Source organism: Streptomyces sp. NPDC005485, assembly GCF_040606085.1.
Lineage (GTDB): Bacteria > Actinomycetota > Actinomycetes > Streptomycetales > Streptomycetaceae > Streptomyces.
In genome coordinates, this window is sequence record NZ_JBEXDZ010000149.1 from 1 (window position 1) to 23,512 (window position 23,512).

A 23,512-nucleotide genomic window follows, 5' to 3' on the forward strand; every position below is an offset into this window, starting at 1 on the left:
TCTGCCCGTCGCGTAGCCGGCCCCCAGCCAAGCTCCGCCGATGTGACCCCCGGGCAGTACGCCCACGCGGCGACGGGCAAGACGTACCGGCACGGACCCGACCCACCCACCGGCCCCCACGCGAACCCGACGTCACGTCGTCCGTGCTGTCCCCGTGCCCTTCTCCGCGTCAAGCGCGTACACACACCGATCCTTGCTGCAGGCGTACACAACGCCGTCCTTGACGACGGGAGCGCCGGTGATCTCGCCGCCGGTGGCCAGTTTCCAGCGCAGTCGGCCGTCGTCGGCCTTGAGGGTGTACAGGAGGTGGTCCGTGGACCCGAAGTGGATGCGCCCCTCGGCGACGGCAGGCGCGCCCACGATGTCGCCGCCCGCCTGGAAGCGCCACTTCGGCGTACCGGTGACCGCGTCCAGCGTGTACAGCCCCTTGCCGCTGCCCACGTGAACATGCCCCCCGGCAACGAGCACCGGCTCGATCGAGGCGCGCGACTCCGTGGCGATGCGCCAGCGGTCACGCCCGTCCGTGGCGTCGAGCGCGTACACCGTCCCGAGGTAGTCGGCGAGGTACACGCCACCCCCCGTCACCGCCGGCCCGGGCGCGAACGTAGGCGGACTCAGGAACACCGCGGGCGCCTCGAAGTGCCAGCGCACATGGCCGCTGGCGACGTCGACGGCCAGCACCCGCGTGCCCGCGGAGACGTACACGTACCCGTCCGGAGCCTGCGTCACCCGCACCGGCACCCCGCCGCAGGACGCCGCGTCACCGATCGGGTACGACCACCGCTCCTCCCCGGTGCGGGCCTCCAGGGCACGCAGCCGGGCGTCCTTCCAGACGTACACCGTGCCGTCGTGGACGGCGGGCCCCGCCTCCGGGGACTCGAAGTCGGTCTGGGCGCCGGAGATCTCCCACAGCTTCTGGCCGCCCGAGGCCTCCCAGGCCTGGACGCCACCACCGCGCGTACCGGTGACGACGGTGCCGCGGTCGGCCTTGAGGGAGTACACCCAGGCGTCGGTGGACAGGCGCCACAGGTCGCCGCCCTCGCGGGCGTCGAGGGCGAAGAGCGTGGGGCCGTCGGAGGCGTGGATACGGCCGTCGGCGACGGCCATGGACCAGGCGACGTCGCGCGTCTTGAAGCGGCGCCGGCCGGTGCCCACATCGAGGGCGTGGACTTCGAAGGAGGTGACGTAGACGAGGTCGCCGGCGACGGCGGGCTTGCCCCACACGTCGTTCGACATGCGGAAACGCCAGGGCCGCCAGCCGGACGCCGACTCGGAGGCCGGTGCCGGTGCGGGCACCGGGGGCGCGAGGCCGGCCACGGGGTCGGTGCCGTTGACGCCGACGCGCGGCCGGGACCAGGAGGCGGCGAGACCGGCCTCCGGAGGAGGCGCCTTCACGGCGGCGGCGCGGGCGTCGGCGACGCGCGGCCCGGGCCCGATGGGTACGGGGGCCCCGGCGAGCCGCACGGGCCCGGTGTCGGGGGCGCCGGCGGAGGAGGGGGCGTGGAAGGGCGGCGGCGGTACGTTCGGCCGGCCGCCTCCGCCGGTGCTGCGGTTCTTCGCCGGCGGACTGGCCGCGACACGGCCGCCGCGGCGCGTCTCGATCAGACCCACCGCCCGCTCGGGCAGCCACGCCGACGCCGTACCGCTGTCGTCGGAGCCGGAGCCGAAGAGGTGGGGTGCCAGCTGGGACTGGAGGTCGGCCGGGTTCGGCCGGGCGGTGGCCTCCATCTGCATACAGGACTCGATCAGCGGACGGAGTTCGTCCGGGAGTCCTTCCAGGTCAGGGCCTTCACGCAGAAGCATGAACACCGTCTCCACGGGATTCGCCCCGTGGAAGGGCGCGTGCCCGGTGGCGGCGAAGACGAGCATGGAGCCCAGCGAGAAGACATCGCTCGCGCCGGTCACACTGCGCGAGTCCTTGGCCTGCTCGGGGGACATGTAGGCGGGCGTACCGACGGCGACGTTCGTCATGGTCAGACGAGTGTTCGAAACGCCGGAAGCGATGCCGAAGTCGATGACACGCGGCCCGTCCTCGACGACGAGGACGTTGGAGGGCTTCAGGTCGCGGTGGACGAGCCCGGCGCCATGGATGGACTGCAGCGCCTCGGCGACGCCCGCGGCGAGCCAGCGGACGGCCTGGGCCGGCATGGGCCCGCACTCATTCACTATTTCCTCTAGCGAGGGCGCGGGCACGTACGCGGTGGCCAGCCAGGGCACGGCGGCACGCGGGTCGGCGTCGACGACGGCCGCCGTGTAGAAGCCGGACACGGCACGCGCCGCCTCGACCTCACGGGTGAAGCGGACGCGGAAGAGCTGGTCCTCGGCGAGTTCCGTCCGGACCGTCTTGATCGCCACGCGCCGCCCGGACGCCGAGCGCGCGAGATAGACCAGCCCCATGCCGCCCGCACCCAGCCGTCCCAGCACTTCGAACGGCCCGATCCGCCGCGGATCGTGCTGCGTCAGCTGATCCACCACTTGCCTGCCACCTCCCCGTACGGGCCGCGTCATCCACGTATGAACGCAGCCCAGTGCAGCGTCTCACCACCGCACCGCCATGGCGGCACGCACCCCGATTCTTCCTGGCCGCGCCACTGGTTGCGAACCAGGGGGCAGATCGGGGTGTCTAGGTACAAACCCACACTTCTTCGTACGAGGATCATCGCTGAAGTACGGCGAACGACGCCCCCTGGCTGTCCGTGACCACCGCCACTCTCCCGTAGGAGGTGTCGAAAGGCGTCGCCTGGACGCGGCCGCCGAGCCGCTGGACCGCCCCGAGGGTCTCCTCGCAGTCCTTGACGCCGAAGTGGACGAGGAAGTGGGGCGGCATCTCGGCCGGGAAGACGTCGGAGACGACTGCGCGGCCGAAGTCCGGGGTGGCGTCGGGGCCGAAGAGGGCGTCGTGGAAGAGGGTGCCGTAGAAACGGTCGACGATGGCCGTGTCGCGGGCGTAGAGCTCGGCCCAGCAGAAGGTGCCGCGAACGTGGCGCCGGCCGAAGCCGGCGTGCGTGCCGGGCTGCCACAGCCCGAAGACGGCGCCTTCGGGGTCGGCGGCGAGCACGGTGGTGCCGAGCCGGTCGACGGGCAGGGGCGCCATGATCACCTGGCCGCCCGCCGCCCCGATCCTGCGGGCGAGCGCGGTGGCGTCGGGGGCCGCGAAGTACACGGTCCAGACGGTGGGCATACGGCCGTCGTGCTTGGGGGCGAGGGCGGCGACGGGCTGCCCGTCGAGAGACGCCCAGGCGGAGGAGCCGTACGCCTCCTCGAAGGTCCACCCGAAGAGCTCACCGTAGAAGCGCTTGCCCGCTTCGACATCGGGAAGCTGGGCGTCGACCCAGCAGGGGACGCCCTCGGCGAAGGGGGCAGGTGCGCCACTTGCGCCCGGCGCCCGGTTCGCGGCCGCCGCCGGGCCGCCGCCGGGGGCCGCGCTCGCCACCGGTACCGGGCTGTCGCCGGACGTACGGCCCGTCACCGGTCCCGGCCTGTCGCCAGGCACACCGTTCCTCCCGGGCGCCGGACTGCCGCCAGGCGCACCGTTCCTCCCGGGCGCCGGACTGTCGCCGGGCGTACGGCCCGTCACCGGTCCCGGCCTGTCGCCAGGCACACCGTTCCTCCCGGGCGCCGGACTGCCGCCGGGCGCACCGCCCGTCACCGGCCCCGGCCTGTCGCCAGGCGCACCGTTCCTCCCGGGCGCCGAGCTGTCGCGGGGCGCACCCTTCGTCACCGGCTCCGGACTGTCGTCCGATGCACCGTGCGTCACCGGTGCCGGTACGTCGTCCGATGCACCGTGCGTCACCGGTGCCGGTTCGTCGCCCGGGGCACCGTTCTTGTCGGATGCGGCGGATGCCGTGGGTTCGGCCATGCGGCCAAGCTAATGGCCTCTCACGCATCCCGCAGAGCAGGCGCACCCCATTTGCAGTCGGCCGAATCGCGCTCCGATCACCCCTCGGTAAGCTGACGGCATGACAGGACAAGTGCGTACCGTCGATGGCCGCGTGGCCGGACGGCGTGGGCAGGCGACCCGGCAGAAGCTGCTCGACTGCCTCAGCGAAATGCTCAGCTCTTCGCCCTACCGGGACGTCAAAGTCATTGATGTCGCCCGGAAGGCGGGCACTTCACCCGCGACCTTCTACCAGTACTTCCCGGACGTCGAAGGCGCCGTCCTGGAGATCGCCGAGCAAATGGCCACGGAGGGCGCCGGGTTGACCCAGCTGCTCGCGGGCCGTTCGTGGGTCGGCAAGGCCGGATGGCAGACCTCCCAGGAACTCGTGGACGGATTCCTGGAGTTCTGGCGCAAGAACGACGCGATCCTGCGGGTCGTCGATCTGGGCGCCGCCGAGGGCGACAAGCGGTTCTACAAGATCCGCATGAAGATCCTGAACTCGGTGAACAACTCCCTTACGGACACGGTCACCGAGCTCCAGGCCAAGGGCAAGGTCGACAAGGACGTGAACCCGGCGGCGATGGCCGGTTCGCTCGTCGCGATGCTCGCCGCGGTGGCCTCGCATCAGAAGGGCTTCCAGACGTGGGGCGTCAAACAGGCTGAACTCAAGCCGAACCTGGCGCTGTTGGTGCATCTGGGTGTCACAGGCAAGAAGCCTACGAAGTAACTCCCCGTTCACCGGCCCCCACTCCTGTCATGCAGGCGGCAGTCCACCCTGGTGGACTGCCGCCTGCTGCGCTGTGCCGGTGACTACACGGGCAGCGGCCGATCCGCGACGACATGCTTCATCACCAGCGTGGACGTCAGCCGCTGTACGCCCGGAAGGGTCGCGAGCCGCTCGTCGTAGAGCCGTTGGAAGGCGGCGAGGTCGGCGGTGGCGACGCGCAACAGGTAATCGGGCTCCCCGAAGAGCCGTTCCGCGTCCAGCACGTGCGGGATCTCGGCGAGGGCGCGTTCGAAGTCGGCGACGGTGTCCCGGTCCTCCTGGCGCATCGAGACGAAGACCAGGGCCTCGAAGGTCAGGCCGAGCGCGGCGGGGTCGACGACGGCCCGGTAGCCGCGGATGGCGCCGGACCGCTCCAGTTCGCGCAGCCGCCGGTGGCACGGCGAGACGCTCAGCCGCACCCGCGCGGCGAGCTCGGTGACGGTCAGCCGCCCGTCCTGCTGGAGCTCGGCAAGAATTTTCTGGTCCACGACGTCCATGAGGGAGATCTTCCCTCATAACTCGCGATCAAGGGCAAACTCCGGGAACACCTTTGGCCGGATCACGCCTAATGTCCCCTTCGTGGATATGGGAACAGTGACCGCCTTCCTCGCGCTCGACCTGCTGCTGGTGTGCGTGCCGGGCGCCGACTGGGCGTACGTGATCACGGCGGGTCTGCGCGGCCGCTCGGTCCTTCCGGCGGTGCTGGGTCTGGTCGCCGGGTACGCGGGGCACACGCTGCTGGCGGTGGCCGGGCTGTCGGTGCTGGTGGCGGGGTCGCCGGTGCTGCTGACGGCGCTCACCGTGGCGGGCGCCGGCTATCTGGTGTGGCTGGGGTGGGGCGTACTGCGCCGGCCGCCTGTCGCGCCGGGTGCGGCGGACGGGGCGCCGCCCGCGTCCCCCACCCGTACCTTCCTGCGCGGCGCCGGCATCAGCGGCCTCAATCCCAAGGGCCTGCTGCTCTACCTCTCGGTCATGCCGCAGTTCCTCGTCACCACCGGTGCGCGCGTTCCCGTCGCCGCTCAGACCGCCGCGCTCGGCGCGGTCCACATGGCCAACTGCGCCGCCGTCTACCTCACCGTCGGCCTGCTCGCCCGTGCCGTTCTGCATGCGCGCCCGACCGCGGCGCGCGCCGTGGTCCGCACCTCCGGGGCGGCCATGCTGGGCATCGGCGGCTTCCTGCTGGTGGAGCAGCTCGCCGCCCTCTGAGGCGTTGAAGGCCTGCGAGGCGTGCCGGGCGGCGCGCTCATCGTCGTACCACCCTGAACAGCCGGATCTGCCGGTCGATCCGGGCCTGATATGTGGCGTACGGCGGCCAGAACGCCAGCGCCGCCTTCCATGCCTCCGCCCGTTCCTCCCCCTCCAGGAGCCGGGCCGTGACGGGGACGTCCGCTCCTTTCCAGCTGATGTCGGCGTCGGGGTGGGCGATGAGGTTGCCGGTCCAGGCCGGGTGGTCGGTGCGCCCGAAGTTGGACCCGATGAGAAGCCAGCCGCCGCCCTCCTCCGGCATGCAGGCCAGAGGTGTACGCCGGGGCAGTCCGCTCTTGGCGCCGCGTGCCGTGAGGATGACGCCGGGCAGCATCTGGGCGCTGAGCAGCACCTTTCCGCGAGTCACCCGGTGGACGGCGCGGTCCAGGGCCGGGATGAGATGCGGGGCGACCTTGGCGAAGGTGCGCGTGGAGGACACCTTCTGCACGAACCGGACCCCCAGCGGCGCACGTGCGGCCATCACACCACCACCTCCCCGTCGAAGAGCCGCGTCGCGTCCGCCGCGTACGCCCGCAGCCGGTGCACGGGCCCGAAGAGCAACTCGTCGCCGGCGGCCCGCTTGAAGTACAGATGGGCCTCGTGCTCCCAGGTGAAGCCGATGCCGCCGTGCAGCTGGATCGCTTCGGAGGCGGCGGTGCGCAGGGCCTCCAGCGCCTGCGCGAGGGCGAGCGCGCCCACGCGCTGTTCCCCGGCCCCGGCCCCGGCATCGGACCCGGCATCGGATCCGGCATCAGCCCTGGCCTCGGCCCCGGCATCGGATCCCGCTCCGGTCCGGGTCCCGGCGGCCCACGCCGCGTAGTACGCCGCCGACCGTGCCGCCTGCACCTGCACGTACACGTCCGCGAGCCGGTGCTTCACCGCCTGGAAGGACCCGATCGCCCGCCCGAACTGCTCCCGCTGCTTGACGTACTCGACGGTCCGCTCCAGCGCGCGGTCCGCCGCACCGACGGCCTCGGTGGCGAGTACGGCGGCGGCGGTGTCCCCGACGGCGGCGAGCGCGCCGGTCACGTCCGAGCCCTCCCCCTCCCCCAGCAACTCGGCCTCCACGTCCCGCATTTCGATGCGCGCCTGCGGTCGTGTCTCGTCGAGGGCGGTCTGCCGCACCCGCACAAGACCGCCGTCCGACCGCTCACGACGATTTCGATGCTCACGACCCTCCCGGCTGTCCCGGCTGTCCCGTACGAGGAACAGCAGCGTCCGCGAGCGAGCGAACCCTCCTGTGTGGGCGGCCACCACAAGTACGTCCGCGCTATGTCCGTCGAGCACCTGTGCCGCCTGCCCATAGAGGCGCCAGACACCTTCGACCTGCCGGGCCTGTACGCCGCCGGCCCGCCCGCCGCCCGCCCAGTCCCCGTGGTTGTCGCCGACCAGACCGAGGGCGGTGGCGAGGCCCGCGCCCGGCACGGCGAGGGCGGCGGTCAGTTCGCCGGAGGCGAGGAGGGGGAGCAGTTCGGAGCGCTGGGACTCGGTGCCGAGGGCCAGGATCAGCGGGGCGGCGAGGACGGCGGTGGAGAGGAGCGGGGAGGGGGCGAGGGCGCGGCCCGACTCCTCGCAGGCGAGCGCGAGTTCGGTGACCGAGCAGCCGACTCCGCCGTACGCCGTCGGGAGAGCGAGGCCGGGCAGGCCGAGCTGGCCGGCGAGCGCCTCCCACAGCACCGGGTCGTATCCGGCGGGCGTGCGGATGGCGGCACGCACCTCCTCCGGGCCGGAGCGTTTGAGCAGCAACTCCCGTACGGTCCGGCGGATCTCGTCCTGTTCGGCGGTGAAGCGGGCGTCCATGGCGCACTCCTTCGGAACTGACGGTGCGTCATATTAGGACGGGGGTCGGCAGATGCACAGAGCCGCGACGCCACGACGCCCTCCCGGAGGCAACCGCATCTGATGTACCGTCAGATTCATGACTGCTGCTCCGGGGAACCGCAAGGTGGCTGTGGTGGGCGTCTCCCTCTCCGACTGCGGCCGTGTGGACGAGGCGACCCCGTACGCCCTGCACGCGCAGGCCGCCCGCCGGGCCCTGGCGGACTCGGGCCTCGACCGCTCGGTGGTCGACGGCTTCGCGTCGGCGGGCCTGGGCACGCTGGCCCCCATAGAAGTGGCCGAATACCTGGGTCTGAAGCCCATGTGGGTCGACTCCACCTCTGTCGGCGGCTCCACCTGGGAGGTCATGGCCGCCCACGCGGCGGACGCGATCGCCGCGGGCCATGCGAACGCCGTCCTGCTCGTCTACGGCTCCACCGCCCGCGCCGACATCAGAGCGGGCCGCCGCACCGGCAACCTGTCCTTCGGCGCCCGCGGCCCGCTCCAGTTCGAAGTGCCGTACGGCCACAGCCTGATCGCGAAGTACGCGATGGCCGCGCGCCGCCATATGCACGAGTACGGCACGACGCTTGAGCAGCTCGCCTCGGTGGCCGTCCAGGCGCGCGCGAACGCGGCGGCGAACCCGGAGGCGATGTTCCGGGACCCGCTCACCGTCGACGACGTCCTGTCCGGCCCGATGATCGCGGACCCCTTCACCAAGCTGCACTGCTGCATCCGCTCCGACGGCGGCGCGGCGGTGCTGCTGGCGGCCGAGGAGTACGTACGGGACTGCCGCACGGCACCGGTGTGGGTCCTCGGCACCGGCGAGCACGTCTCGCACGCGAGCATGTCGGAGTGGGACGACTTCACCGTGTCCCCGGCGGCGGTCAGCGGGCGGCTGGCGTTCGCGCGGGCCGGGCTGCGGCCGCAGGAGATGGACTTCGCCGAGATCTACGACGCGTTCACGTACATGACGCTGGTGACGCTGGAGGACCTCGGCTTCTGCGCGAAGGGCGAGGGCGGCGCCTTCGTGGAGAAGGGCCGCCTCCTGGTCGACGGCGGTGAACTCCCGGTCAACACCGACGGAGGCGGCCTGTCGGCCCAACATCCCGGCATGCGGGGCCTGTTCCTGCTGGTGGAGGCCGTACGGCAACTGCGGGGCGAGGCGGGCGAGGGGCGGCAGGTGCACAGGCCGGACGGGGAGGTGCCACGGCTCGCGGTCGCGTCCGGCACGGGGGGATGGTTCTGCTCGTCGGGGACGGTGGTGCTGGGGCGGGACGGTTGAGTCCGGGCCCTGGGACCCCGGGAGTCCGCGGCGCGGCTGCTCCGGACCCGGGAGCGATACTCATGGCATGGGAACCGATCTTCACGAGTTGCTCAGGTCGCTGCGGGTGTGGGACTCCGAGGTCACCGACCTGCCCGCGTTCGACCCGGAGACCGCGCCCGGGGAGCCCCTGGCCCTCTTCGGGCGATGGTTGGCCGAGGCCGTGGCTGCGGGCCAGCCCGAGCCGCACACGATGTCGCTGGCGACGGCGGACGCGGACGGGTTGCCGGACGTCCGCACGGTGATGCTGCACGGCGCCGACGACGAGCACGGCTGGTCGTTCGCGAGCCACTCGACCAGCCGCAAGGGACGACAGCTGGCCACCCGCCCCCACGCGGCACTCGGCTTCTACTGGCCCGCGCAGGGGCGCCAGATCCGTGTCCGGGGCCCGGTCACGACCGCGCCGCCCGAGCGGAGCCAGGCCGATCTGCACGCCCGCTCGACGGGAGCGCTGGCGGCGGCCCTGGTCGGCCACCAGAGCGAAGTCCTGGGCTCGGTCGAGGAGTTGGGCAGGGCCTCGCAGGCGGCCTGGGACCGCGCCCGGCACGAGCCGGACGCCCCGGTCCCGACATGGACCCTGTACCACCTGCGCCCGGTCGAGGTCGAGTTCTTCCAGGGAGACGCCGAACGACGCCACGTCCGCCTCACGTACCGCCGCACGAAGACCGGCTGGGCCGGCGAGCTGCTGTGGCCGTGACCGAGTACATGGCAGGGGTGTGACCGGGGCACTCAGCAGTCACCAGCAACCACGAGCACGGCGCCTTCGACCCCCTTGAAGTCCTCGGCCTTTCGCGTGAAGAGCCGCAGACCCCTCACCGAGGCAATCACGGCGACGAAGGTCGGTCCCCGCCCCCGCGCTCCACCGCCGGCTCCGCATCCCCCGCGATCCGCGCATGGAGATGCGCGTCCCGGAACGCGTCACTCCGTCCTGCCTCGAACATCGCGCCCCGCCTGGTCCCTTCGTAGCGGAACCCGCAGCCCTCGGCGACGCGGCAGGACACGTGGTGGCCGACGGCGTTCAGTTCCAGGCGGTTCAGGCCGAGGTCGGTGAGGGCGAAGCGGGCGGCCAGGGTCAGGGCGCGGGTGGCGACGCGGCGGCCTCGGGACTCGGGAAGCACCCAGTAGCCGATGTGGGCGAGGCGTACGGCGGGGTTGATGTCGTTGATGCCGACGTGCCCCAGGATCTCTCCGGTCGCCGCGTCCGTGATCCGGAAGGAGGCGCCGCTTCCGGTCATGTCTTCACGGAACCTGGCGCGCAACGCATCCCGGACGCCGTCGAAGTCCCCCATCGGCTTCAGCGGTGTGTTCCACCGCTGGAACTCCGGATCGAGACAACCGCGCAGCCATGCCTCCACGTCGGCGTCGGACTCCGGGTCCCAGCGGCGCAGGCGCAGGCCGTGACCGTGCAGCTCGTGGGTGGGCAGGGTCAGGGGCTTGTCGTCCGTGTCCTCACCATCGGTCATCAGCCCATTGAACCGCGCGGCCGGAACACCGGCACCGTGATCTCCTGCGTCCCCTCCCCCGCCCCCCGGAACCCCACCTCCAGCCCCATCCCGATCCGCAGCGAGCCCTCCTCGCACTCGACGACCTCGGTCATCATGCGGGGGCCTTCGTCGAGGTCGACGACGGCGGCGACGTACGGGACACGCTTGTCGAAGGGTGGGAGGTCGTTGCGGTGGACGACGGACCAGGTGTAGAGCGTGGCGCGGCCGCTCGCCCGCTCCCAGGTGACGTTCTCGCTCCAGCAGTGGGGGCAGAACTCGCGGGGGTAGTGGTGGGCGCGGCCGCAGGCGGCGCAGCGGCGCAGCAGGAGGTGACCCTCCGCCGCCGCCTGCCAGTAGGGGCGGGTGAAGGCGTCCGTCTCCGGTACGTCGAAGCGCGCGCTCATGTGAACAGCCCCAGCGCGCTGTCCAGCGACCAGGTCTGCCAGGACATCCCGAACAGGGCGACGGCCGAGATCAGCGCCATCATCGAGTTCTGCCCCTGCTCGGCCCAGTCGTGGATCATGAGGACTAGGTAGAGGAGGTTGAGGAGGAGGCCGCCGATCAGGGCGACGGGGGTGAGGAGGCCGGCGATCAGGCCGAGGCCCAGGGCGAGTTCTGCGTAGAGGACGACGTACGCCATCGTCCGCGGGCGCGGCTTGACGACCACGTCGAAGCCGCTGCGCACCGCGTTCCACCGGTGCTTGGCGGCGACGTCCGCCGCCCACCCGATCCCGCTGCCCTCGAACCAGCTCTTCTTGTCCTTGTGCCGCCAGCTCTCCAGCCACCACAGCCCGAGCCCGATGCGGAGCACGGCCAGCCATTGCGCACCGGTGAGCCAGATCGTGTCCATGCGCGGAGCCTCCCGTGCCTCGGCCTTCGGTATCGCCGCAGAGATCTGACGGTACGTCAGTTCAGCGTACGGAGGGACGCCCGCGCAAGAGGCGTACAGGAGCCGTATCCCCCGCGTCCCCCACACTCCCCGCACAACCAGGCCGCCTACGCCACCGGCCCCACCCACTCCTCCTACAGCCGTGATCAGTTCGCAACCGATTCCGGTCTTGACCGAGACCTATCAAGTCAGGACGTGATTACGCTCGCGCTCATGGCCGACTCGACTGCTTCCCCGACACACCGCGCGGTGCCGTCCCACGAAGACCGCCCCGTGTACGTCATCGGCGGCGGCCCCGGCGGACTCTCCGCGGCCCACGCCCTGCGCGCGCAGGGCATACGCGCGGTCGTCCTGGAGAAGTCGGACCGGGTCGGGGCGTCCTGGCGGCGTCACTACGACCGGCTCCATCTGCACACCACGCGCCGGCTGTCCGCACTGCCCGGCCTGCCGATGCCGCGCTCCTTCGGGCGGTGGGTGTCGCGCGACAACGTGGTGCGCTACCTGGAGAAGTACGCCGAGCACCATGAACTGGACGTCGTCACCGGCGTCGAGGTCTCACGGATCGAGCCCGCCTCGGACGGCAGCGGCTGGCTGCTGCACGCCACCGGTGGCCGCGAGCTGACCGGCAGCGCGGTGGTCGTCGCCACCGGCTACAACCACACGCCGCACGTACCCGACTGGCCCGGCCGCGACGCCTACACCGGCGAGCTGCTGCACGCCGGCGAGTACCGCAACGCGAAGCCCTACGCCGGCCGCGACGTCCTTGTCGTCGGCATCGGCAACACCGGCGCCGAGATCGCCGTCGACCTCGTCGAGGGCGGCGCCTCACGCGTGCGGCTCGCGGTGCGCACGGCGCCGCACATCGTGCGCCGCTCGACGGCCGGCTGGGCCGCCCAGTTCACCGGCATCCTCGTACGGCGCCTGCCCGTCCGGCTCGTCGACCGCCTCGCCGGGCCGATGGCGAAGCTCAGTGTCCCGGACCTGGCGGCCCAGGGGCTGCCCCGCCCCGAGACCGGCCTCTACTCGCGTGTCAACGAGGGCTCGATCCCGGTGCAGGACGTCGGCCTCATCGATGCCGTGCGCAAGGGCAGCGTCGAGATCGTGGCCGCCGTCGACGGCTTCGAGGACGGCAAGGTGGTCCTCGCCGACGGCAGCCGCATCGGCCCCGAAGCCGTCATCGCCGCCACCGGCTACGAGCGCGCACTGGAGGGCGTCGTCGGGCACCTCGGCGTGCTCGACGGGCGGGGCCGCCCCGTCGTGCACGGCGCCCGCTCCCCGAGGAACGCGCCCGGTCTCTACTTCACCGGCTTCACCAACCCCATCAGCGGAATGTTCCGCGAACTCGCCCTCGACGCCGAGAAGATCGCCAAGGCGGTGGCCCGGCACGCCAGGGCGGCCCGGAAGTCCTCGGCCTCGCACTGACGGCCACTGGCTGAATCCCGGGGTCTGGTTCGCGGACAGCCGTCCCCCGAGTTCCTCACGCGCCCACGGCGGGTACCAACCAGGTGCCCGCCGCACGTCTTTGCGTGCACAGCTGTTCCTGACACGGTGTCAGTTCCCTTAATCTGACACTGCGTCAGTTAATTGGCTGTCACACAGGAGCGGGCGGACCGATGCTTGGATCAACCCACGGCACCCTCACCACCGACTCCCGCCGGGCCCGGGTCATCGCCTGCGGCGAGCAGCCCTCACCGGTCGTGCACGGCCGACCGGCCGAGGTGGACGACCTCGACGTCAGCGGACGCCCGCTGTACGCCACCGTCCCCGATCTGGACCGGTTCTTCCGTCCCGAGTCCGTGGCCGTCATCGGCGCCTCGGACGCCGAGGGGCGGCCGAACACCGGCATCACCAGGCAGCTGATCGCCTGGGCCGAGCGGGTCGGCGCCCGGCTGCACCCGGTGCACCCCACGCGACCGTCCGTCTTCGGCATACCGTGCCTCCCTTCCGTGGCCGACCTGCCTGAGCAGGTGGACTTGGCCGTACTCCTTGTCGCCGACCCGCTCCCCGTCATCGAGGAACTGGCCGAGGCCAAGGTGAAGTTCGCGGTCGCCTTCGCCTCCGGGTTCGCCGAGACCGGGACGGAGGGCGCCGCCGCGCAGGAGCGGCTCGCCACCGCCGTCCGCCGCTCGGGCCTCAGACTGCTCGGGCCCAACACCAACCTCAACGCCTTCGAGAACTTCCGGGACGACCTCGACGGCCCGGCCATCGCGCTGATCACCCAGTCCGGGCACCAGGGGCGGCCGGTCTTCGCGATGCAGGAGCTGGGCGTGCGCCTCTCGCACTGGGCGCCCACGGGCAACGAAGCCGACCTGGAGACCTCCGACTTCATCTCCTACTTCGCCGAGCAGCCCGAGGTCGGCGCGATCGCCTGCTACGTCGAGGGTCTCAAGGACGGCCGCTCCTTTCTGCTCGCCGCCGACCGGGCCGCCCGCCGCGGCGTCCCCGTCGTCGCGGTCAAGGTCGGCCGCACCGACACCGGCGCCCGGACCGCCGCCTCACACACCGGCAAGCTGACCGGCGCCGACACGGTCGTCGACGCGGCGATGCGGCAGTACGGCGTGATCCGCGTCGACGGACTCGACGAACTCCAGGACACCGCGGCCCTGTTGGCGCGGGCCCGGCCGCCCCGCACCGACGGGGTCGTCGTCTATTCGATCTCGGGCGGCACGGGCGCGCACTTCTCGGACCTGGCGACGGAAGCGGGCCTGTCGCTGCCCGCCCTGTCCGCGGCCAAGCAGACGGAACTTCACCAGTGGATACCCGAATACCTGAACGTCGCCAACCCCGTCGACAACGGCGGGCACCCCGTGGGCGACTGGCGCGGCCGGAAGATCATCGACGCACTCCTCGACGATCCGGCCGTCGAGGTCCTGATCTGCCCGATCACCGGCCCCTTCCCGCCGATGAGCGACAAGCTCGCCCAGGATCTGGTGGACGCGGCGGAGCAGACGGACAAGCTGGTGTGCGTGGTGTGGGGCTCGCCGGTCGGCACCGAGGCCGCGTACCGCGAGACGCTGCTCGGCTCGTCCCGCGTCGCCACCTTCCGTACGTTCGCCAACTGCATCACGGCCGTACGCGCCCACCTGGACCACGCCCGGTTCACCGCCTCCTACCGCTCCCCCTTCGACGAGGCGCCCCGCACCACCTCGCCCTCCTTCCGCAAGGCGCAGGCGCTGATGCGTCCGGGGCAGCAGCTGAGCGAGCACGCGGCGAAGCAGCTGCTGCGCACCTATGGCATCCGGGTGCCGCGCGAGCAGCTCGTCACCAGCGCGGCCGCGGCCGTCCGCGCGGCGAGCCTCGTCGGCTACCCCGTCGTGATGAAGGCCTCCGGCGCGCAGATCGCCCACAAGACCGAACTCGGCCTGGTCAAGGTCCAGTTGACCTCCGCGAGCCAGGTCAGGGACGCCTATCGCGAACTGACCGACATCGCGCGCTACGAGGGGATCTCGCTCGACGGGGTGCTGGTGTGCCAGATGGTCGAGCGGGGTGTCGAGATGGTCGTGGGCGTCACGCACGACGCGCTGTTCGGGCCGACCGTGACCGTCGGGCTCGGTGGCGTCCTCGTCGAGGTGCTGCGGGATGCCGCCGTCCGCGTGCCGCCCTTCGGCGAGGACCAGGCCCGCTCCATGCTGGGCGAACTGCGCGGGCGTGCCCTGCTGGACGGGGTCCGCGGTGGCCCGCCCGTCGACATCGACGCGCTGGTCGAGGTCGTGCTGCGGGTCCAGCGCATGGCCCTCGAACTCGGTGACGACATCGCGGAGCTGGACATCAACCCGCTGATGGTGCTGCCCCGGGGGCAGGGCGCGGTGGCGCTGGACGCGATGGCGGTGTGCCGCTGAGGATCCCCGCGCGCGCCGCGGGACGCCCACCCGTCCCCGTAGATGCGTCCATCGCCCTGGGACCATCCGCCCTCGGAGGACCACCCGCCCCCGCAGACCCACCAGCCCCAACACACCAAGTACGCCCAGTGCACCCAGTACGCCCAGCACTCCCCGTACGAAACGGAGCACCCCCATGCCCGACTCCCCTCGTGAATCCCCTGAATCACCGGAATCACCGGAATCCCCTGAACCAGCCGAATCCCCCGCTCCTCCCGAAAAGTCCCTCGACTCATTGATACGGCACGGCACTGACAACGCCGTCTCGTGGATCACGCTCAACCGCCCCGAGGCGATGAACGCCCTGACCTGGGACCAGCGGGAACGCGTGATCGCGCTGCTCGCGGCCGCGTCCGCCGATCCGGGTGTGCGGGCCGTCGTGATCACGGCGACGGGCCGGGGTTTCTGCGCGGGCGCGGACCTGCGGGGGGCCCCGTCGAGCGGCGACCGTGTCGCCGGTGACGTCGCCCGGACCATCCGTCTCGGCGCCCAGCGACTGATCGCCGCCGTCCTCGACTGCGAGAAACCGGTGATCGCCGCAGTGAACGGCACGGCGGCCGGGATCGGCGCGCATCTCGCGTTCGCCTGCGACCTCGTCCTGGCGGCCGAACCGGCCAGGTTCATCGAGGTGTTCGCGCGCCGCGGCCTGGTCCCGGACGGCGGTGGCGCATATCTCCTGCCCCGCCTCGTCGGACCGCAGCGCGCCAAGGAGCTGATGTTCTTCGGTGACGCGCTCACCGCCGTGGACGCCGAACGCCTCGGCCTCGTCAACCGCGTCGTCCCCGCCGAGGACCTGGAGAAGACGGCCCGCGAGTGGGCCGAGCGCCTCGCCACCGGCCCGACCCGCGCCCTCGCCCTCACCAAACAGCTGGTCAACGCCTCCCTCGACGCCGACCGCGGCACGGCCTTCGCCGCGGAGGCGGCCGCCCAGGAGATCAACATGACGACGGCGGACGCCAACGAGGGCGTCGCGAGCTTCGTGGAGAGGCGGAGCCCACGCTACGAGGGGCGCTGAACCAGCCGTCGACGTCGGCCTCGGCGAGGACCTGCGCGACGCAGAAGCCGAAGCCCGCGCGTCAGTCCCGCTTCAGAATGCGCACGTCACCCGAATCGGGATCGCCGATCAGGACGAACAGTTCGGGGTCGTTCTCCGTGCCGCCGATCGCCCAGGCCTCGTCTCCGCAGCGGTCGACGCTGAGCAGGACGCCGGCGCGCCCGTAGAACTCGTCGTGATCGCGTGTCCAACTGCCGCTCCCGCCGCAGCTCCTGGCGTCGGGCCCGTCCTCCCCGCTGGCGGTGTACGGCACGCCTGTGAGGTCGGCCCGCCCGTCGCGGTGCAGGTGCAGTACGGCGCCGTCCTCGCCCCGCCAGACCCCGCTGAGCTGTGCTGCCGACAGCTTCGGCGGCTCGTACTCCACGATCAGCCCGCTGACCGTGGCGACCAGCCCGCCGCCGAGGACCAGCATCGCGAGGGCGAAGGAGGCGAGCACCGGCCACAGGAGCCAGGCCCACCCGCCGCGCGGCGCCCGCCCCATCGTCCGCTGCCACCGGCGGACGTGCCGGACGCCGAGCGCGGGCAGCACCCCGAAGGCCACGAACAGCCCGGCCGTGACAGGGAACGACCAGCCGCCGAGTACGGCCGTGATCGCGCCCCAGACCGCCCCGAGCACTCCCACCCCCGCCAGCTGCCAGAGCCACTCGGGCCCCCGCAGGCGTCGCGCCGCGAGACCCGCGAGCGTGGTCGCGGGCATGGTGCAGACGACCGCATGCACCAGGCCCAGGACGGCGGCGACCGGCGGCCCGAGGACGAGCGTGCACAGCAGCCCGGCGGCGGCGAGGGCGCCAGTGGCCCCCACGGCGTAGTCGTCGTCGCCCAGCGTGGTGAGCCACCAGAGCGCGACGGCCGCCGGAAGCTGCGCCGCACAGACGGCCACGGCCGTGTTCAGCTCGGCCTTCGGCCAGTTCAGCCAGGCCGGACGGATGCTCGCAGGCTCCCGTGCGCCTTCTCCCCACCCCATGGCGCGGAGCGTACGCCGAGGCTGTGCGGGGCCTGTACAGGGGTTCCAATCTGACGATGCGTCAGCTTCAATGGGTGATGTGATGGGACACGCAGGGATGGCGGCCGCCGCCGTCCGCTACCTCAGGTCGGCCGGAACCCCCACCGCGGCGGGGCCCGTGGAGCCGTTGCCACGCCCCGACCTGCGGGCGGTCGGCGACGACGAGCGGGCACCGGTGGACCCGACCGAATTCCGGCGCGTCCTCGGGAACTTCGCGACCGGCGTGACGGTGATCACCGCGCCCGGCGCGGACGGTCCGGCGGGCTTCGCCTGCCAGTCCTTCGCCTCCCTCTCCCTCGAACCACCGCTGGTCTGCTTCATGGTCGGCCGTACGTCGACGACCTGGCCGCGGATAGCACGGGCGGGCGTCTTCTGCGTGAACGTGCTCGGCGCCCACCAGGGCGAGCTGTGCCGCGGCTTCGCGGTGAGCGGCTCGGACAAGTTCGCCGGGGTCGCGCACGACCCGGCTCCCGCCTCCGGTTCGCCGCGTCTCGCGGGCGCCGCCGCGTGGATCGACTGCACCATCCACGCGGTGCACACCGGCGGGGACCACCTGATCGTGGTGGGCCGGGTGGACGCGCTCGGCACGGGCGACGACGACGTGGCGCCCCTGCTGTTCCACAAGGGGCGCTTCGCCTGAGCCACCTCCGCGAGGCCGCCACGGCCGGACCGAGGATCGTCCGAGCCCCTGCCGAACCGAGGATCGCCCGAGCCCCTGCCGAACCGAGGATCGCCCGAGCCCTTGCCGGGCCGAGGATCGCCCGAGCCCTTGCCGGGCCGAGGATCGTGCCGGACCGACGGCCCCTAAGCCGCCGCCGGGCTGAGAGCCGTCGGCCTCCGCCGGATCACCAGCGCCATCAGTGCCGCCGCCGCGCACAGCGCGCCCGCGCCGTACCAGACCACGTTGTACGAGCCGAAGGTGTCCCGCGCGACGCCGCCGAGGAAGGCGACGAGGGCGGCGCCGACCTGGTGCGAGGCGAGGACCCAGCCGAAGACGATGGCGCTGTCGTCGCCGTACTGCTCGCGGCACAGGGCCAGGGTGGGCGGGACCGTGGCGACCCAGTCGAGGCCGTAGAAGACGATGAAGAAGAGCATCGGAGGGTGCACGCTCGCCCCGCTCGACTGCAGGAGAAGCGGCAGGAAGAGCAGCGAGATGCCGCGCAGCGAGTAGTACACGGCAAGCAGGCGGCGCGGTTCGAAGCGGTCGGTGAACCAGCCGGAGGCAACGGTTCCGACGACGTCGAAGACGCCGATGACCGCAAGGAGCGAGGCGGCCGCCGTGATGGGCATGCCGTGGTCGTGGGCGGCGGGCACGAAGTGTGTCTGGACCAAGCCGTTCGTGGAGGCGCCGCAGATCGCGAAGGTGCCGGCCAGCAGCCAGAAGGGGCCGGTGCGGACGGCCGAGAAGAGGACGGTCACCGCGCGGCGGGCGGCTCCCTGGACGGGTGCGGGCTTCGGTACGAACTCCGTCGCCCCGTACGGCTTGAGGCCCACGTCCGCCGGGTGGTCGCGCAGCAGCAGCCAGACGAAGGGGACGACCGCGAGGGCGGCGAGGGCGACCGTCACGGCGGCGGGCCGCCAGCCGTGGTCCGTGACCATCCAGGACAGCAGGGGCAGGAAGATCAGCTGACCGGAGGCCGAGCCCGCCGTGAGGATGCCCGTGACCAGGCCCTTTCGCTCGGTGAACCAGCGGTTGGTGACCGTCGCCGCGAAGGCGAGCGCCATCGAACCCGAGCCCAGGCCGACCAGCAGCCCCCAGCAGAACAGCAGTTGCCAGGCCGCTGTCATCCACACCGTGAGGCCGGAGCCGAGCGCGATCACCATCAAGGCGATCGCCACCACGCGCCGGATCCCGAACCGGTCCATCAGCGCGGCCGCGAAGGGCGCCGTGAGCCCGTAGAGCGCGAGGTTGATGGAGACCGCCGCGCCGATCGTGCCGCGCGACCAGTGGAACTCCTCGTGCAGCGGGTCGATGAACAGCCCGGGCAGCGAACGGAAGGCGGCCGCGCCGATGATCGTCACAAAGGTGACGGCGGCCACGAACCACGCTCGATGGATACGGCGTCGGCCGCGTCCCGGGGCAGCGGCGCCGGCCTCCTGACCGGCCGCGGCGGCCACATCGGCACCGTTCCCTGCCGGGTCGGTGGCTTCTCCCGCGGCGTCGGCGGCTTCGGTTGTCTGGGTCACGACACAAAGCTTCCGGCGTGCGTCCGGCCCGATCGAGTGGCCCGAAGGTCATCATTCGTTAGAATCGGGCCATGACGCCTCCGCCTTCCGCGCCGTCCGCGACCTCCACGCGCGCGTACCGCCCGCACCGGGTCGTCGTCCTCGCCCTGGACGGACTGCTTCCGTTCGAGCTGGGCATCCCGCACCGCATCTTCGGGCGGGCCAAGGACACCGAGGGGCGACTGTTGTACGAGGTGGTCACCTGCTCGATCCGGCCGCCGGGCCCCGTCGAGACGGACGGCGACTTCGCGATCCTGGTCGAGAACGGCCCGGAGGCGCTGGCCGGCGCCGACACGGTCGTCGTCCCGGCGTCGTACGAGCTCGGCCCGGTCTTCGAGGAGGGCGTCCTCACCGGCGAACTGGCCGCCGCCCTCGCCCACATCCGCCCCGGCACCCGGCTCGTCGCCATCTGCACCGGCGGTTACGTCCTCGCGGCCGCCGGGTACCTCGACGGACGTCCGGCCGCCACGCACTGGGCCGACGCCGAACACTTCCAGCAGACGTTCCCGAAGATCAAGGTCGACGCCGACGTGCTGTTCGTCGACGACGGGGACGTCCTCACCTCCGCCGGTGTCGCGGCCGGTCTCGACCTGTGCCTGCATCTCGTACGCCGGGACCACGGGGCCGCCGTCGCCAACGAGGTCGCGCGCCGCACGGTCGTACCCCCGCACCGCGACGGCGGGCAGGCGCAGTACATCCAACGTCCGGTGCCCGAGCCGCAGTTGGCGACCACCACCGTCGCCCGCGCATGGGCACTGGGCCGCCTGCACGAACCGATCCAGCTGCGCGACATGGCGGACCAGGAGTCCATGTCGGTACGCACCTTCACGCGCCGCTTCCGCGAGGAGGTCGGCGTCAGCCCCGGCCAGTGGCTCACCGGGCAGCGCGTCGAAAGGGCCCGGCACCTGCTGGAGTCCAGCGACCTGTCGATCGACCAGGTGGCCCGGGACTCCGGCTTCGGCACGGCCCAGTCGATGCGGCAGCACCTGCAGGCGGCGCTCGGGGTGACGCCGACGGCGTACCGCCGCACGTTCCGGGCCCTGACCCATCGCTCGTGAGTCCCCTCTTGATGACTCAGAAGGTCAGGACGGCCCGAGCCACCCGCCCTTCGTGGGCGTCCTGGGCCGCCTTGTCGAAGTCCTCGACCGGGTACGTCGCCGTGACCAGTTCGTCGAGCATGAGGCGCCCGGCGCGGTACAGGTCGGCGTAGAGGGCGATGTCGCGCTGCGGGCGGGAGGCGCCGTAGCGGCAGCCGAGGATCGACTTGTCCAGGAAGAGCGACGAGACGAGGAAGGACGCCTCGGCGGTCGACGGCGGCACACCCAGCAGCACGGCCTGACCGTGCCGGTCAAGGAGATCGATCGCCTCACGAATCAGCTCCACGCGCCCCACGCACTCGAAGGCGTGATCGGCGCCGTGCGGCAGGACCTCCCGCACGCCCTCCACCGAGGTGAGGAAGTCCGTCGCGCCGAACTGCCGCGCCACGGCCTCCTTGGCCGGGTTGGAGTCCACGGCGACGATCTTCAGGGCGCCTGCGATCCGTGCCCCCTGGAGGACGTTGAGCCCGATGCCTCCGGTCCCGATGACGAGCACGCTGTCACCACGATCGACCCGCGCACGGTTCAGCACGGCCCCGACGCCCGTCAGCACACCGCAGCCGATCAGCGCGGCGGAGGGCAGCGGAATGTCCTTCGGAATGCGGACCGCCTGCACCGCCTTCACCAACGTCCGTTCGGCGAAAGCCGAGTTGGCGGCGAACTGGTACAGCGGCTGCCCGCCCCGGGAGAACGGCTGCTGCGGCCTGCCGATCGCCTGGCGGCACATCGTCGGCCGCCCCCGGTCGCACTCGGCGCACGCACCGCAGTTGGCGAGCGTGGACAGCGCGACATGATCCCCCGGCCGGACATGGGTGACACCCACACCCACCGCTTCCACGACCCCCGCACCCTCATGGCCCAGCACCACAGGAACGGGGAAAGGTATGGTCCCGTCCACCACGGACAGATCGCTGTGGCAGAGCCCGGCCGCGGAGATGGCGACCTGCACCTCGCCAGGGCCGGGGTCCCGTATCTCCAGATCGTCCACGACCTGGGTCTGCTTCCCGTCGAAGATCACGCCTCGCATCGCGCCAGCTCCCTTTCCTTCCCCGGACTATGCCCGGGGTTCCTTAGGCAGGCCGAGCACGCGCTCGGCGATGATCGTGCGCTGGATCTCGTCCGAGCCGCCGTAGATCGTGTCGGCCCGGCTGAAGAGGAACAGGTGCTGCAACGCGTCGAGTTCGTACGGCGCCGCAGCCGACCAGTCGGCGGGCCCCACCGCCGCGTCGGCGCCCCGCACCTGCACGGCCAGCTCGCCCAGCCGCCGGTGCCAGCCGCCCCACAGCAGCTTCGCGACGCTCGGGGCGCCAGGCCGGTCGGCGCCCGAACTCCCCAGCGTGCGCAGGGAGTTCCACCGCATGGTGCGCAGCTCGGCCCACAGCCGAACCAGCCGCTCCCGCACAACGGGGTCATCGGCAGCCCCCGTAGCAACCGCTGCCTCAACGACCTCCCTCAACTCCTCGGCAAACCCGACCTGTTGGGCAAGGGTCGAGACCCCCCGCTCGAAACCCAGCAGGCTCATGGCCACGCGCCACCCGTCGCCCTCACTGCCGACGACATGCTCGGCCCTCGCCTGCGCCCCGTCGAAGAACACCTCGTTGAAGTCGCTCGTGCCGGTCAGCTGACGGATGGGCCGCACCTCGATGCGGCCGGGCTGGTCCATCGGGACGAGCAGGAACGAAAGGCCCTGGTGGCGGGGGGCGTCCGGCCGGGTGCGGGCCAGGACGAAACACCAGTCCGCTTCGTGGGCGAGGGAGGTCCAGATCTTCTGGCCGGTGATCCGGTACGACTCCCCGTCCTTCACCGCGGCGGTGCGTATGCCCGCCAGGTCGGAGCCCGCGCCGGGTTCGCTGTAGCCCTGGCACCACAGTTCCTCGCCGCGGGCGATCGGCGGCAGGAACCGGGCCTTCTGCTCCGCGGTTCCGTGCGCGAGGAGGGTGGGCGCCAGCAGCTTCTCGCCGATGTGCCCCGAGCGGGCGGGGGCCTTCGCCCGGGCGTACTCCTCGGCCCACACCACCTGCCGGGTCAGATCCAACCGGCGGTTGCCGTACCCCTCCTCCTCCCACCCGAGCCCTATCCACCCGGCCCGCCCCAGTTCCCGCTCCCACCCCCGCCGGTCCTGCCCCCCTCCGGCGTGCTCCTCCAACCACCTCCGCACCTCACCCCGAAACACCTCATCCTCAACCCCAAACCCAAACTCCACGCCAACCACCTCCACGACCCTCCACCCAACGTCTCGCCTCCCGCCCCCGGGGTGGGTGGGCAAACCCCTCTCACCCCTTTGTTTGAACGCTCACCCCGGGTGGGTGGGCAAACCCCGGGCACCCCTTGCTCCCTTCGCACCCGGCGTGCGCGCCGGCCGGGGCTGGGTCACGCAACTCGGCGCTTACGAGGCGCCGCTGCGCCCACCCGTGCCGCCCCCAGCGGCACGATCGCCCGCAGTGACGCGGCTTCGCCGACCACCCGGCGTCACACGCACCACCGCAGCGTGGGTGGGCAGCCGCGCCTGGCTCCACGCACGCCCGCAGTGACGCGGCTTCGCCGGCCCCCCCGGCGCCACACCCACGCACGCCGTGACCTGGCTTCGCCAGCCACCCCCGCTGCATGGGTGGGAAACGCCCCAAGCCCCACGACTGCCCGCAGAATCGCGACTACGCCGGCCACCCGCCACCCCACACACCCGCAGTGAAGCGGCATCCGCAAGCCCCCACTCCCCGGCCCCCACTCCCCGGCCCCCACGCACCCGCGGCCGAGTACGCACGGAAGGGTCCGTGCCGGTACGTCTCTGCCCGTCGCGTAGCAGGCCCCCAGCCAAGCTCCGCCATGCTCGACCCCGGGCAGTACGCCC

At 72.1% G+C, this 23,512-nt stretch carries 21 protein-coding genes; 9 read left to right on the plus strand and 12 right to left on the minus strand.

Going from position 1 to position 23,512, the window contains the following annotated elements:
- Positions 1–132: 132 nt before the first annotated feature.
- Positions 133–2,475 carry a serine/threonine-protein kinase gene (locus ABZS97_RS34820; RefSeq protein WP_356144410.1) on the minus strand — a complete coding sequence of 781 codons (2,343 nt, stop codon included), beginning with the start codon at positions 2,473–2,475 and terminating at the stop codon, positions 133–135.
- A gap of 181 nt (positions 2,476–2,656) precedes the next feature.
- A complete protein-coding gene (locus ABZS97_RS34825; protein WP_356144412.1) occupies positions 2,657–3,493 on the minus strand; it encodes a VOC family protein in 837 nt (278 codons plus the stop codon).
- Between the two features lie 466 nt (positions 3,494–3,959).
- Between ABZS97_RS34825 and ABZS97_RS34830 the strand changes: the two genes are divergently transcribed.
- Positions 3,960–4,607: a TetR family transcriptional regulator gene (locus ABZS97_RS34830; protein WP_356144414.1), complete on the plus strand. Its 648-nt coding sequence runs from the start codon at positions 3,960–3,962 to the stop codon at positions 4,605–4,607.
- An 83-nt stretch (positions 4,608–4,690) separates the two neighbouring features.
- Here the strand turns inward: ABZS97_RS34830 and ABZS97_RS34835 are convergent, their stop codons facing one another.
- Complete coding sequence (locus ABZS97_RS34835; RefSeq protein WP_356144416.1) at positions 4,691–5,143, minus strand: Lrp/AsnC family transcriptional regulator; 453 nt, start codon at positions 5,141–5,143, stop codon at positions 4,691–4,693.
- A gap of 82 nt (positions 5,144–5,225) precedes the next feature.
- On the opposite strand from ABZS97_RS34835, the gene ABZS97_RS34840 reads away from it, so the two are divergent.
- The gene (locus tag ABZS97_RS34840; protein ID WP_356144418.1) at positions 5,226–5,852 is read left to right on the plus strand and encodes a LysE family translocator; all 627 of its coding nucleotides are present in this window, start codon (positions 5,226–5,228) and stop codon (positions 5,850–5,852) included.
- 37 nt (positions 5,853–5,889) lie between these two features.
- Here the strand turns inward: ABZS97_RS34840 and ABZS97_RS34845 are convergent, their stop codons facing one another.
- A complete protein-coding gene (locus tag ABZS97_RS34845; RefSeq protein ID WP_356144420.1) occupies positions 5,890–6,372 on the minus strand; it encodes a nitroreductase family deazaflavin-dependent oxidoreductase in 483 nt (160 codons plus the stop codon).
- Positions 6,372–7,691 carry an acyl-CoA dehydrogenase family protein gene (locus ABZS97_RS34850; RefSeq protein ID WP_356144422.1) on the minus strand — a complete coding sequence of 440 codons (1,320 nt, stop codon included), beginning with the start codon at positions 7,689–7,691 and terminating at the stop codon, positions 6,372–6,374. The genes ABZS97_RS34845 and ABZS97_RS34850 overlap by 1 nt, the downstream gene beginning before the upstream one ends.
- Positions 7,692–7,809: 118 nt before the next feature.
- On the opposite strand from ABZS97_RS34850, the gene ABZS97_RS34855 reads away from it, so the two are divergent.
- Positions 7,810–8,994, plus strand: coding sequence for an acetyl-CoA acetyltransferase (locus ABZS97_RS34855; RefSeq protein ID WP_356144424.1), 1,185 nt, complete (start codon positions 7,810–7,812; stop codon positions 8,992–8,994).
- Between the two features lie 67 nt (positions 8,995–9,061).
- Positions 9,062–9,730, plus strand: a complete 669-nt coding sequence (locus ABZS97_RS34860) for a pyridoxal 5'-phosphate synthase (RefSeq protein ID WP_356144426.1) — start codon at positions 9,062–9,064, stop codon at positions 9,728–9,730.
- A 127-nt stretch (positions 9,731–9,857) separates the two neighbouring features.
- On the opposite strand, the gene ABZS97_RS34865 is transcribed toward ABZS97_RS34860, so the two are convergent.
- The 3 genes from ABZS97_RS34865 to ABZS97_RS34875 are packed head-to-tail and all read right to left on the minus strand — an operon-like array spanning position 9,858 to position 11,367.
- Positions 9,858–10,496 carry a GNAT family N-acetyltransferase gene (locus ABZS97_RS34865; protein WP_356144428.1) on the minus strand — a complete coding sequence of 213 codons (639 nt, stop codon included), beginning with the start codon at positions 10,494–10,496 and terminating at the stop codon, positions 9,858–9,860.
- Positions 10,496–10,921, minus strand: a complete 426-nt coding sequence (locus ABZS97_RS34870) for a Zn-ribbon domain-containing OB-fold protein (protein WP_356144430.1) — start codon at positions 10,919–10,921, stop codon at positions 10,496–10,498. The genes ABZS97_RS34865 and ABZS97_RS34870 overlap by 1 nt, the downstream gene beginning before the upstream one ends.
- On the minus strand, positions 10,918–11,367 hold the full coding sequence (locus tag ABZS97_RS34875; protein WP_356144432.1) for a DoxX family protein: 450 nt from the start codon (positions 11,365–11,367) through the stop codon (positions 10,918–10,920). Before ABZS97_RS34875 ends, ABZS97_RS34870 begins: the two co-directional genes overlap by 4 nt.
- Positions 11,368–11,619: 252 nt before the next feature.
- On the opposite strand from ABZS97_RS34875, the gene ABZS97_RS34880 reads away from it, so the two are divergent.
- The 3 genes from ABZS97_RS34880 (at position 11,620) to ABZS97_RS34890 (ending at position 16,299) form a co-directional block, all read left to right on the plus strand.
- Positions 11,620–12,828, plus strand: a complete 1,209-nt coding sequence (locus ABZS97_RS34880; protein ID WP_356144434.1) for an NAD(P)/FAD-dependent oxidoreductase — start codon at positions 11,620–11,622, stop codon at positions 12,826–12,828.
- A gap of 191 nt (positions 12,829–13,019) precedes the next feature.
- Positions 13,020–15,245, plus strand: a complete 2,226-nt coding sequence (locus tag ABZS97_RS34885; protein WP_356144436.1) for an acetate--CoA ligase family protein — start codon at positions 13,020–13,022, stop codon at positions 15,243–15,245.
- Between the two features lie 274 nt (positions 15,246–15,519).
- Positions 15,520–16,299 carry an enoyl-CoA hydratase-related protein gene (locus ABZS97_RS34890; protein ID WP_356144438.1) on the plus strand — a complete coding sequence of 260 codons (780 nt, stop codon included), beginning with the start codon at positions 15,520–15,522 and terminating at the stop codon, positions 16,297–16,299.
- A gap of 61 nt (positions 16,300–16,360) precedes the next feature.
- Here ABZS97_RS34890 and ABZS97_RS34895 read toward each other — a convergent pair whose 3' ends face one another.
- A complete protein-coding gene (locus ABZS97_RS34895; protein WP_356144440.1) occupies positions 16,361–17,302 on the minus strand; it encodes a hypothetical protein in 942 nt (313 codons plus the stop codon).
- A gap of 82 nt (positions 17,303–17,384) precedes the next feature.
- Between ABZS97_RS34895 and ABZS97_RS34900 the strand changes: the two genes are divergently transcribed.
- The gene (locus ABZS97_RS34900) at positions 17,385–17,981 is read left to right on the plus strand and encodes a flavin reductase family protein (RefSeq protein WP_356144442.1); all 597 of its coding nucleotides are present in this window, start codon (positions 17,385–17,387) and stop codon (positions 17,979–17,981) included.
- Between the two features lie 164 nt (positions 17,982–18,145).
- Here the strand turns inward: ABZS97_RS34900 and ABZS97_RS34905 are convergent, their stop codons facing one another.
- Positions 18,146–19,399, minus strand: a complete 1,254-nt coding sequence (locus ABZS97_RS34905; protein ID WP_356144450.1) for an MFS transporter — start codon at positions 19,397–19,399, stop codon at positions 18,146–18,148.
- Between the two features lie 200 nt (positions 19,400–19,599).
- On the opposite strand from ABZS97_RS34905, the gene ABZS97_RS34910 reads away from it, so the two are divergent.
- On the plus strand, positions 19,600–20,625 hold the full coding sequence (locus tag ABZS97_RS34910; protein WP_356144444.1) for a helix-turn-helix domain-containing protein: 1,026 nt from the start codon (positions 19,600–19,602) through the stop codon (positions 20,623–20,625).
- 16 nt (positions 20,626–20,641) lie between these two features.
- On the opposite strand, the gene ABZS97_RS34915 is transcribed toward ABZS97_RS34910, so the two are convergent.
- A complete protein-coding gene (locus tag ABZS97_RS34915; RefSeq protein ID WP_356144446.1) occupies positions 20,642–21,691 on the minus strand; it encodes a Zn-dependent alcohol dehydrogenase in 1,050 nt (349 codons plus the stop codon).
- A gap of 27 nt (positions 21,692–21,718) precedes the next feature.
- Positions 21,719–22,867 (minus strand): acyl-CoA dehydrogenase family protein, encoded by a 1,149-nt coding sequence (locus ABZS97_RS34920; RefSeq protein WP_356144448.1) that lies wholly within the window; start codon positions 22,865–22,867, stop codon positions 21,719–21,721.
- Positions 22,868–23,512 lie beyond the last annotated feature (645 nt).